This window comes from Mycolicibacterium rhodesiae, from assembly GCF_002086695.1.
Taxonomy (GTDB): domain Bacteria; phylum Actinomycetota; class Actinomycetes; order Mycobacteriales; family Mycobacteriaceae; genus Mycobacterium; species Mycobacterium rhodesiae.
The window spans coordinates 1-12140 of record NZ_MVIH01000015.1 but is presented as its reverse complement, the minus strand read 5'-3'; the positions used below and the strand labels follow the sequence as shown (position 1 = coordinate 12140).

The window sequence follows — 12140 nt, the reverse complement described above, 5'->3', positions numbered from 1 at the left end:
GTCATCCAGTACGTCACCACATGTAGGGAATGAGGCGGGACCGGACCTTCTGGGTGTACTCGCGATATCCGTCCAACTCGTCGCCGAGCAGCTTCTCCTCGTCGTGGATGCGGGTGGCGAGTACGGCAATCCCCGGCATGACGAACGCCAGCGCCCAGAATGAGCCGACAGCGAGCGGCAGGCCGACGAGGATCAGGACGTTGCCGGTGTACATGGGGTGTCGCACCAGTCCGTAGAGGCCGGTGCTGACCACGTGCTGGCCGGCCTCCACCCGGACGGTTGTGGAGGCGTACGTGTTCTGAATGGCGACCAGCACAGTGACGACCAGGCCCGCGCCGGCCAGTGCGCTACCGATCACGCACAGCGCAGCCGGTACTGCAGACCAGCCGAAGCGGTGGTCCAGACCACCGACCACGCAGATCGCCACCAGTGAGCCGTAGAGGCCGAGCATCACGATCTTCTGTACGGTCCGGCCCTCGGCGACCGGCCCGCTCTTCATTCGTCGTTGCAGAACAACAGGATTCGTAATCTGAAGATAGATACTGGGCAGCCAGGCGGTCACTGCGAACACCGCCAAGAACAGCCAGGCTTGCCAGTAATCGACGGTGCCTGCCGACACGAACAGCAACAGTCCGATCGCGACCAGCTGACCAAGGCCGAGTGCGGCCACTCTGAGAACGGCGTTCACTATCCTCCCAAGAATCCTGTCCTGTACCGCCTACCGCTACGCCGACGCGTCGCTGCTGGACGGTGCCAGCCGTTCGCACAGCAGCTCCGCCAGCCTCCGAATGGTGCCGACGGCAAGATCATTCGGCGTCAAGCGCACGCCTGTCTCGGTCTCGATGCGCGTACGCAACTCCAGAGCCCCCAGCGAGTCCACCCCGTACTCGGAAAGCGGCCGGTCCGGATCGATGCTGCGCCGCAAGATCAGGCTCACCTGCTCGGAGATCAGATGTTGTAGGCGGCCGGGCCATTCTTGCCGCGGCAGCTTGTTGAGCTCGGCGCGCAATCTGCTTGTGCCCGTTGGTCCCTGTCCGACGAACTTGAAAGCCTCCGCGAACGGGGTGCGCTGGGCGAAGGCGGTCAGCCAGGTGTTGTCGACCGTCGGCGCGTACCCGGTGTAGGCACGGTCGTGGCGCAGCAGCATCTCGAGTGCGTACGCCCCTTCGTCGGGAGCGATGGCGCCGGCAGTATCCGCGAGCTTCGTGCCACGTCCGATCTGACTCCACGCGCCCCAAGCGATGGCGGTTGCCGGCAGTCCCTGACACCGCCGCCATCGAGTGAACGCATCAAGCCAGCTGTTGGCGGCTGCGTAAGCCCCTTGTCCCGGCGAGCCGACCAGTGCGGCGGCCGAGGAGAAGGAGCAGAACCAGTCCAGCGGTTCCCCGGCGGTGGCGGCATGCAGATTCCAGGCGCCGTAAGCCTTTGGTGCCCAATCCCGCTCGATGAGCTCGTCGGTGATATTGGCCAGGGTGGCGTCGTCGATCACCGCGGCCGCGTGCAGTACACCGCGGACCGGGAGTCCGGTCGCGGTCGCGGCCTGCACCATCCGCTGCGCGGTGGCGGGGTCGGCGATGTCGCCACAGTGGACCACCACGTCGGCGCCCATTGCCCGGATCAGCTCGATCGTCTCAAGAGACTTCAGCGTCGGCTGCGAACGCGAGGTCAACACGATGCGTCCGCAGCCGGCGATGGCCATCTTCTCCGCGAGGAACAGGCCCAGCCCGCCAAGGCCGCCGGTTATCAGGTAGGCGCCGTCGTTGCGGAACGGCGTCGCCTGCTCCGGCGGCACGACGGCTCGGCTGGTCCCGGTCTGTGGGATGTCGAGCAGCAGCTTGCCGGTGTGCTGCGCCGCGCCCATCACACGGATCGCGGTGGCGGCTTCGGCCAGCGGGTATTCGGTGTACTTCGCGGGCGGCAGATCACCATCTGCGACAAGCTGATTCACCGTGCGCAGCAACTCGCCCACCCGCTGGGGGTGGCTGAGTGACATCAGCGCGAGGTCGACATAGTAGAACGTGAGATTCCGGCGGAACGGGAACAGCCCCAGCCGGGTGTTGCCGTAGACGTCGCGTTTGCCGATCTCGACGAAACGGCCGCCGACTGCCAGCAGTTCCAATCCGGCCCGCTGCGCGGCGCCGGTCAGCGAGTTGAGCACGACGTCCACGCCGTGGCCGTCGGTGTCCCGGCGGATCTCCTCGGCGAAGTCGGTGCTGCGCGAGTCGTAGACGTGCTTGATTCCCATGTCGCGCAACATTTGCCGACGCTCTTCGCTACCGGCGGTGGCGAATATCTCGGCTCCCGCGGCCCGCGCGACCCCGATGGCGGCCTGACCGACACCGCCCGTCGCGGAGTGGATCAGTACCTTGTCCCCGGCGCTGATGCGGGCCTGGTCGTGCAGGCCGTACCAGGCGGTGGCCGTCGCGGTGGCCACCGCGACCGCCTGGTGATCGGTCAGCCCGGGGGGAAGCGTCGCCGCGAGTCGTGCATCGCAGGTGACGAACGTCCCCCAACAGCCGTTCGCGGAGAACCCGCCGACCCGGTCGCCGACTCGATGGTCGACGACGTCTGGGCCCACTGCGGTGACCACTCCGGCGAAATCCATGCCCAGTTCCGGCAACGCGCCCTCGATCGCCGGGAACAAACCCATAGCGACAAGGACGTCGGCGAAGTTGATGCTGGACACGCCGACGGCAACCTCGATCTGCCCCGGCCCGGGCGCGACCCGCTCGCAGGCGACCAGTTCCAGCGTCTCCAGATCCCCGGGCGTGCGGATCTGCAGACGAACGCCGTCGAACTCGTTGTCCGCCAACGTGATTTTCCGGTCATCGGGGGCCAGTGGGCTGGGCAGCATCCGTGCGGTGTACCACTGGCCGCCTCGCCAGGCGGTCTCGTCCTCGTCGGATCCGCTGAACAGATGCCGCGTCAGCTGCTCGGCGTCGACGGTGTCGTCGACGTCGATGTGGGTGGTACGCAGATGCGGATGCTCGGCACCGATAACCCGAAGCAAGCCACGCAAGCCGCCCTGCTCCAGATTGGGTGTGTCCTCGGCCAGTACCGTCTGTGCAGCCTGGGTCACCACGAACAGGTGGGGCAATTGCGTCGGAGTCTGCAGCAATTCGCGGGCGATACGAGCCAAATGCTGGACGTATTCGCCGCCCCGTGAGGCGAATTCGGTCTCAGCGGGCCCTGTTTCGCTGGGCCCGGTGAGGATCACCATCCCGGTGACCTGCCCGGAGCGCAGATTGTCGGCCAACTGTCCGGCGTGGACTGCGTGATCGGCGGACCTCGGCCAGCACATCGCAGTGCACTGCGCGTCTTCGCGCTTCAAGGCGTCGGCCAACGAAGCCGCGAGCACAGTCGGCGTCGCTGTGGTGCTGATCAGCAGCCAGGTTCCCGCGTCGACGTGAGGTGGCTCGGGCAGCTGCCGCGGCTGCCATTCGATGGTCAGCAACCGCTCGCTGAGCACCCGCTCCTGTTGAGCCTCCTCGGATTCTCCAGTGCCACAACGTAGTCCGTGTATACGCAGCAGCACGGCGCCGTCCTCGTCGAGCACGTCGAGGTCGGCCTCGATTTCGGACGAGTCGACACGAGTGATCCGGGTATGGCAGTAGCGGGCGTTGCGTGTCGAGGCGTACAGACGCAGCCGCCGCACGCCGAGCGCCAGCCCGAGCACACCGTCGCCCGCGGCTGTGACCTGCGGGCTCGCCGCGAGGGCCTGGAAGCAGGCATCCAGCAAGGCTGGGTGCACACCGTAGGCGCTCTGTTGTGAGCGGATCTTGCTGGGCAGCGCGACCTCGGCCACGACGGTGTCTGTTGCGTCCGAGCCGGTGTGCACCGCGCTGAGACCGCTGAAGGCGGGGCCGTACTGAACTCCACGCTGGTCCATGCTCGCGCGCACCTCGGCGCCATCCCTCCGGCGTGGATGGAGGGCGAGCAGTGCACAGATGTCGTAGGCGGAGGGCTGTTCTTCCCCGGTCGCCTCGAGTGTTGCGCTGGCTTGGCGTACCTGCGCGCCGGCCTCGTCGGACTCGACGATGAAGTCGACCAGGCCGGGGGAGCGCACCGTCGCCGAGGCGCCGATGGTGGTGTGCTTATCGAGCAACAGGGCGTGTTCGAAGCGGATGTCGTGGACCTCGGCGGCGTCGCCCAGCACGGTATGCGCGGCGCTCAAAGCCATTTCGCAGTACGCGGCCCCGGGCAGCAGGGGAACGTCGCGGATCGAGTGCTCGGCGAGCCAGGGTTGGGTCTCGGTGCCGACCTCGGCCTGCCACACATGGCGCTCGGGTTCCTCCTGCAGCCGCACGTGCTGGCCCAGCAGAGGGTGCACGGATACGGAGTAACCGTGCGTCGAGGACTCTTGGTCACCCCGCTCCAACCACAGCCGGCGATGCGTCCAGCTCGGTAGTGGCGCATCCACCAGTTGACCGGTCGGGTATGGCACGGCGAAATCGATTGCCGCACCGGCACTGTGGAGGCCGGCGACCAAATCGCGTAGGCCGTTCGGCTGAGCCTGCTCACGGCGCATGGCGGCGAAGGTGGCAACCGGTGTGTCCAATGTGGCGGCGGCGCGCTCGATCGCATGGGTGAGCATCGGGTGCGGCGCCATCTCGGCGAACACCCGGTACCCGTCTTCCAGGGCGGCCCGCACCGCGGCGGCGAACCGGACCGTGTTGCGAAGGTTTTTCGCCCAGTACTTGTTGTTGCACACCGGCTCTTCGCGGGGGTCGAAGCCCGTCGCGGAATAGAACGGAACCTCTGGCGTCCGCGGCGTGATCTCGGCCAGTGCCTGCGTGAGGTCGTCGAGAATAGGATCGACGAGGGGTGAATGGGCGGCCACGTCGATCAGTGACTGACGCACCATCACGTCTCGTTCTTCCCAAGTGGCCATCAACTCGCGAACCGTTGCTGCGGCACCGCTGACCACCGTGGACTCCGGCGCGGCGACGACACCGACGACGACATCCTTGATGCCGCCGAGCGTCAGCTCCGAAAGTACCTGCTTGGCAGGCAGTTCCACCGATGCCATGATCCCGGCCCCGGCGATTCCGGCCATCAGCTGTGCGCGGCGGCAGACCACCCGCACGCCGTCCTCGAGCGTCAGCGCACCGGAAACCACCGACGCGGCGACCTCACCCATCGAATATCCGATGACGGCGCCGGGACGCGCACCGTAAGCAGCCATCGTCGCCGCCAGTGCGACCTGCACGGCGAACACCGTCGGCTGGAGGTGGGCGTCACCGCTCACCACGTCCGCTGCGGTCATCGCGGCAGTGACCGAGAAACCGGACTCCTCGGCCACCAAGGGCTCGATCTGCGCGATCGTAGCGGCGAACACCGGTTCGGTGGCGAGCAATTCGGCACCCATCCGAGCCCACTGCGATCCCTGCCCGGAGAACACCCACACCGGTCCGCGGTCGCCGTGACCCAGCTCCGCCGGGTAGGGCGCATCGCCATCGGCTACCCCCCGCAGTGCCCTGGTCAGTTCCGGGCGGGTTCGGGCCGTCACCGCGGTCCGCACCGGGCGGTGCGCGCGACGGCGGGCCAAGGTGTACGCCAGGTCGGGCAAGGCGACGTCGTCATGGGTTTGCACCCATTGGCCGAGGCGACCCGCGGTGCGGCGGAGCTGCTCTGCGGACGTCGACGACACCGGGAAGAGAAGCGCGACGGGTGCGACGCTGTCGTCGTCGCTGCCGTTCGCCTGGCTCTCGGGGGCAGGAGCTTGTTCGACGATGGCATGCACGTTGGTGCCGGACACGCCGTACGACGACACCGCCGCACGCCGCGGATTCAGGCCGCTGATGGGCCACTCCGTCGTCTCCTGCGGCACGAAGAGCTTCGTCGGGATACGGGCCAGGTCGTCCGGCAGCCGGCTGAAGTGCAGATTGCGCGGCACCGCACCGTGTTGCACCGCCAGGATCGCCTTGATCAGGCCGACGGCACCGGAGGCTGATTGCGAATGGCCGGCATTGGTTTTCACCGAGCCCAGGGCACACGGCTCGGAGACGCCGTACACCTCGCTCAGGCTGGCGAACTCGATCGGATCACCGACCGGTGTGCCGGGTCCGTGCGCCTCGATCATGCCGATGCTGTCTGCGTCGACGACTGCAGCAGCCAGCGCCGCCCGGTACACCGCGGACTGGGCGGCAGCCGAGGGGGTGGAGATGTTCACGGTGTGGCCGTCGTGATTGGCGGCCGTGCCACGGATGACGGCGAGGATCCGGTCGCCGTCGCGCAGCGCATCCGGCAGCCGCTTGAGCAGGACCATTGCACACGCTTCGCCGGCGACGTAGCCATCTGCTGCGGCGTCGAAGGCGCGGCAGCGTCCGGTCGGGGACAAGTGACCCGCCGCCGTCCCGGCGACATACTTGCGCGGATCCAGCATTACGTAAGCGCCCCCGGCGAACACGAGGTCGCTTTCACCCTCGCTCAGGCTGCGGCACCCCATATGCACTGCTAGCAGGCCGGACGAGCACGCGGTGTCGACCGCGAGCGCGGGACCGCGGAGTCCGAGGGTGTAGGCGATACGGCCGGCCGCCATGCTGAAGGTATTGCCGGCGAAGCCGTAGGGCCCCTCCATGGCGCCGGAGTGGGCCGACACTGTTTGGTAGTCGGCGTGGGTCAGTCCGGTGAAGACGCCGGTCAGCGAGTCCTTGAGGGTGTCCGGTGTGAGACCGGCATGCTCCATGGCCTCCCAGGCGGTCTCCAGAAGCAAGCGGTGCTGGGGATCGATTGCCGCGGCCTCGTCGTCGGTGATGCCGAAGAATTCCGAATCGAAGCCCGCGACATCGTCGAGAAACGCGCCCCACTTCGACGCCGTCCGGCCCGGCACGCCGGCCTCGGGGTCGTAATACTCGTCGTTGTCCCACCGGTCGCGCGGGACCTCGGTGACCAGGTCGTCGCCCCGCAGTAACGCCTCCCATAGCTGCTCAGGGGACTCGATGCCGCCGGGAAGCCGGCAGGCCATGCCGATGACGGCGATCGGGGTGGGCGAGGTGGCGTTCATAGCGGCCGGGGGATCCGCCGGGTCGGAGCAACCTGCCCGATCATCGATCGCACCGAATGAAACCATCCCGTCTCTCCACAGCAACGGAAACTGCGGATCGGTCCGTTGCTGACTCACCGCCGGTTCCCCCGAACCCGGGCAAGGCAATTATTGACGCAGACGCAGCGTTGCGGGTCAAGTTTGCTTGATTCGCAACTATCCGCATCGGCAGACCGGGTGGCCGAGCCGTTGTGCAGGCGCCCGCGGCGCCCGCTTGGCCACAGTACGGGGCAGTTGACGGCAGCGTCACTCAAATCCCGGTTCGAAGGAATCGGGACAACGGCCTTTGATAGCTTGCTTCGCGTGACACAGGCGATCGAGGCTTCTCTTCCGGCATTGCTGCGGGAGCGGGCCAGTATGCAGCCGGACGATACGGCGTACACCTTTATCGACTATGACCAGGACTGGGCCGGTGTCCCGATCAGCCTGACCTGGCCGCAGTTGTATCGGCGGGTCACCAACATGTCCCGTGAGCTCCGCCTGACCGCGTCGCCCGGTGACCGCGCGATGATCATCGCGCCACAGGGGCTGGAGTACATCGTCGCTTTCCTTGGTGCGCTGCACGCCGGGGTGATCCCCGTGCCGCTGTCGGTGCCGATGGGGGGTGTCACCGACGAGCGGGTCGAATCGGTGCTGCGCGACGCCTCGCCCGTTGCTGTTCTCACCACTTCTGCGGTTGTAGCCGAAGTCGTCCGTAGCGTGACCCCGGAATCGGGGCAGCCGGCGCCCGCGATCATCGAGATCGATCGGCTCGACCTGGACGCCCCGCCGCAGTCCGGTGGCGGAATGTACGAGGACGGCACCCCCCACGACACCGCCTACTTGCAGTACACGTCGGGCTCGACGCGTTCGCCGGCCGGCGTGATGATCTCGTACACAAATCTTCTGACGAACCTGCAGCAGATCACCACCGACTACTCGCGTCATGGCGGTATCACTCCGCCGGACTTGACGTTCGTGTCGTGGCTGCCGTTCTTCCATGACCTGGGATTGATCCTGGGGGTGTGCTCGCCGATCGTGCTGGGGACCAGCGCGGTGCTGACCAGTCCGGCGTCGTTCCTGGTGCGGCCCGCGCGCTGGATGCAGTTGCTGGCGACCAACCCGTGCCCGTTCACCGCGGCCCCGAACTTCGCGTTCGATCTGGCGACGCGCAAAACGTCCGATGAGGACATGGCCGGACTCGACCTCGGTGGTGTGCACACCATCCAGAGCGGCGCCGAGCGCGTTCAGCCCGCGACCATCAAGCGGTTCACCGACCGGTTCGCTCGGTTCAACCTGAACGAGAACGTGATCCAGCCGTCCTATGGCATGGCCGAGGCGACGCTCTACATGTCGACGCCCAAGCCCGAAGACCCGATCAAGGTCGTCCATTTCGATTCCGATGGGCTGACCGCCGGTGAGGCCAAGCGGGTCAGCGGCACCGAGGGGACGCCGCTGATCAGTTACGACGGCCCCATCAGCGAGCGGTCACCGATCTTGCGGATCGTCGACCCGGAGACCCATACCGAGGTTCCCGAAGGCAAGACCGGCGAGATCTGGTGCCACGGTGACAACGTCAGCGCCGGCTACTGGGAGAAGCCCGAAGAAACGGCGCGCACGTTCGGCGCGACGATCGTGTCTCCGTCGGAGGGCACGCCCGTCGGGCCGTGGCTGCGGACCGGCGACGTGGGCTTCATCTCCGAGGGCGAGCTGTTCGTGGTGGGCCGCATCAAGGACATCCTGATCATCTACGGCCGCAACCACGCCCCCGACGACATCGAGGCGACGGTCACCGAGGTCACCGGTGGCCGCTGTGTCGCGGTCGCTGTTCCCGACGACTCCGTCGAGAAGCTGGTTGTCGTGATGGAGGTCAGGAAACGCGGCGACTCCGAGGCGGAGGTCAGGGAGAAGCTCGAGGCCATCAAACGCGATGTGACAGTGGCGATCTCGAATACGCACGGCATCGCCGTGGCGGATCTCGTTCTGGTGGGCCAGGGTTCGATCCCGGTCACCACCAGCGGCAAGGTCAGGCGACAGCTGTCGAAGGACCTCTACCAGCGCAACCAGTTCACCCGGTTGGACGCCTGACGCCTTACGGCGATCCAGGGCTGCCGTCGGCTCCGGCGGTCGCCGTCCCATTGGCCGCGACGGCGATGCCGCCGGTGCCACCCGCCCCGCCGACCGTCGTCCCGGCTCCGCCGTTGCCGCCCTTGCCGCCGGTCGAATTCCCAAGGCTGTAGTTGTAGGCGATCCCGCCCTGGCCGCCGGCACCACCGGTGGTGGTGCCGGTGCCGCCGGCGCCGCCCTGCCCGCCGACCGCGTTGCCGGGGGAGACGACGCCAGGAAGCAGCGTCGCGACAGACAAGAGGTAGTCCCACAACGGATCGTTGGACAGGTCAGCTGTGCCCCCGGCGCCGCCGTTGCCACCTGCTCCGCTCGTGCCGTTGCCTCCCGTGCCGCCGTTCCCGCCGTAGACGCTTCCGGGGTGGTAGACGCCGGTGAAGTAACCGAACCCGAAGCTGACGACTGCGCCGCCCGCACCACCGTTGCCGCCGGTTAGGCCGTCCCCACCTTTGCCGCCGTTTCCACCGGCGCCGCCGATCAGCCCGCCGGTTCCGCCCGCGCCGCCGTCGCCGCCGACTCCGCCGGTATTGGCTCCGCCGTCGCCGCCGTTGCCGCCGACGCCGAACAACAGGGCGGACCCGCCTGCGCCGCCGGTTCCGCCGTTCGCGCCGTCTCCACCGTTGCCGCCGCTACCGATCAGGCCGCCAGCCCCGCCGTTGCCACCCGCGCAGCCGGCGTTGTTGGTGCAGGTTGCCCCGGTCCAGGTGTAACCCTTGCCGCCACTGCCGAGCAACCAGCCGCCGCCCTGCCCGTCGGGATTCGCCGCGGTGCCGTCCGCGCCGTTGCCGACGATCGGGCGGCCCTGCCATTGATTGGTCACGAGTGCGGTGACGATCTCTGGGAAGCTGATCTGGACCTTTGGGCTGCCGCCTCCCGTCTGGGCGTACGCGACGAGCGCGCCGATGATGTCGGTGAGGGTGAGGTTTGGCGGCGTGGTCGGAGAGGCTGTCGCCGACGGAACTGGCGTCGCCGCCGCGGCTCCGGCCGACTTCGGGGTGCCCGTCGGTGCGCCCGTGGAAGTGGACGCGGAAATGGTGTCGGTGGCGGCGGTCTGAGTCGTAGACGAACTCGAATCGGCGGCCGCCGGAGGTGCCACGGTCGTCGAGGTCACCCGTTTGGCGCCAGCCGCCGACTTTGCCGCGGTGGTGCGGCCAGCGGTGCCTGCTTTGGTGGTCGGGGAATGCTTCGGCGACGCGGCGCGGCCACCGCCTGCCACTGTGGAACGGGTACCACTGTGTGCCGAGGATGCCGAATCGCTACCGGCGGAGTCAGCGTGGGCGACGCCCCCCGTGCCTGATAGTGCAGCGCAAGCACCGAAGGTGAGTGCACCCGTTCCCAACCAAGTTAAGAGTTTGCTGTGTGGCTCCTGAGCCTCGTGCTGGCCGACTGTGCGCCGCGCACCGGATCCGGCCCGGCTTCTCGCACGATGCCTTGCGGCCATGGTTTGCTCCCATGTTGACTTGGTTTAGCGGTCACATGGTAACAACGGTCGACGCGCACCGTAGCAAACTCTCGTTCATCTGAATTTGCGGGTTGAGTTCGTTACGTACCACCCGCCCCACCGGTCCCGGCGGTGCCACCCGTCCCGCCGGCCCCGCCGTTAACTCCCGTCGGACCACCACCGGGGTTGCCTGCGCCCCCACCGATGCCGGCCTTGCCTGCGCTCGTGCCGGCCCTGCCTGATCCGCCGGTACCGCCGCCGCCACCTGCGCCGCCGGTTCCTCCAGTTCCGCCGGCGCCACTGCCACTGCCCGTTCCGCCGGCACCGCCGGTGCCGCCCACAACCCCATTGCCGCCGGCACCGCCGATGCCGAGGAGACCGGTTCCGGCGCCACCGGTGCCACCCGTGCCACCTGAGCCGCCGGTGCCACCATTCCCGCCGCTGCCATTGCCACCGCCGGCATTGCCGCCGCCGCCACCCACGCCCGCGGTGCCGCTGTTGCCGCCGGCGCCACCGGTTCCGGTGCCATTACTGGTGCCACCGTTTCCACCGGCGCCTGCCGTGTTCGCGTTGCCGCCCGCGCCCCCTGCGCCACCGTCGGTGCCGTTGCCGCCCAGACCACCCTGGCCGCCGGCTCCGCCGGTGCCGCCCTTCGCGCCGCTGGTGTTGATGCCGGTGCCGTTGCCACCCCGGCCGCCGGTGCCGCCGGTGCCGCCCATTCCACCCGCGCCGCCGTTGCCGCCACCGACGCTCGCGATACCGGCACCGCCGGCACCACCCTGACCGGCGGTGCCGCCGTTGCCGCCGTTGCCGCCAACGACGGGTGCCGTAGTGCTGTTGGTACCGACGTCACCGGTGCCGCCAGCGCCGCCGTTGCCGCCAACACCACCCGTGCCGCCCTTCCCGTTGGCGCCGCCGTTGGTGCCCGCACCGGCCGCGCCTCCGGCGCCTGCTGTGCCGCCGTTTCCACCTGCCGCGGCGTTGCCGCCGTTGTTACCGGTGTTGGTGCCGCCTGCGCCGCCAGTGCCACCGGTACCGCCGATGCCGCCGTTACCGCCGGCCCCTCCGCCGACTCCGCCGATACCGGTGCCGCCGGTGCCGCCCGCGCCCGCGGCGCCGCCGGCCCCGCCGGTGCCGCCCGCGGTGGGTGCGCCGCCGCTTGCACCCGTCGTCCCGGTAGCGCCGGCTCCGCCATTGCCGCCGACACCACCTTTTCCGCCGGTGCCGATGCTGCCGGTCGCGCCACCGCCGGTTCCGCCGGTGCCTGCCGCGCCGGCGTTGCCGCCGGTGCCACCCTTGCCGCCGGTCTGCCCAGCGCCGCCGAGCGTGGTGTTGGTGCCGCCTGCGCCGCCGGCGCCGCCGGTTCCGCCGACGCCGCCCTGTCCGCCTGCGCCGCCGCCGGTTCCGCCAATACCGGCGCCGCCGGTTCCCCCCTGACCGGCGGTGCCGCCGGTTCCGCCTTGCCCGCCCGCGGTCGGCGTGGTGCCGGTCGTGCCGGTGGTACCAGTCGCACCGTTTCCGCCGTTACCGCCCGTGCCGCCGGCGCCGGCA

General features: G+C 68.8%; 5 protein-coding genes. 1 reads left to right on the top strand and 4 read right to left on the bottom strand.

Features of this window, described 5'->3' with window-relative positions; all coding sequences use genetic code 11:
• Window positions 1-13: 13 nt before the first annotated feature.
• Both BST42_RS23430 and pks2 read right to left on the bottom strand, forming a co-directional pair.
• The gene (locus BST42_RS23430) at window positions 14-688 is read right to left on the bottom strand and encodes a methyltransferase family protein (RefSeq protein WP_083121724.1); all 675 of its coding nucleotides are present in this window, start codon (window positions 686-688) and stop codon (window positions 14-16) included.
• A gap of 36 nt (window positions 689-724) precedes the next feature.
• Window positions 725-7006 carry a sulfolipid-1 biosynthesis phthioceranic/hydroxyphthioceranic acid synthase gene (gene pks2 / locus BST42_RS23425; protein WP_237159565.1) on the bottom strand — a complete coding sequence of 2094 codons (6282 nt, stop codon included), beginning with the start codon at window positions 7004-7006 and terminating at the stop codon, window positions 725-727.
• Window positions 7007-7348: 342 nt separating this feature from the next.
• Between pks2 and BST42_RS23420 the strand changes: the two genes are divergently transcribed.
• Entirely contained in the window at window positions 7349-9112 is a 1764-nt protein-coding gene (locus BST42_RS23420; protein WP_083121723.1) for an AMP-binding protein, read from the top strand.
• A gap of 4 nt (window positions 9113-9116) precedes the next feature.
• Here the strand turns inward: BST42_RS23420 and BST42_RS30155 are convergent, their stop codons facing one another.
• Together BST42_RS30155 and BST42_RS29935 are read right to left on the bottom strand one after the other, a co-directional pair.
• A complete protein-coding gene (locus tag BST42_RS30155) occupies window positions 9117-10364 on the bottom strand; it encodes a PGRS repeat-containing protein (protein ID WP_165760909.1) in 1248 nt (415 codons plus the stop codon).
• A 326-nt stretch (window positions 10365-10690) separates the two neighbouring features.
• On the bottom strand, window positions 10691-12140 hold a 1450-nt coding region (locus BST42_RS29935), incomplete at its 5' end, for a hypothetical protein (protein WP_207569564.1).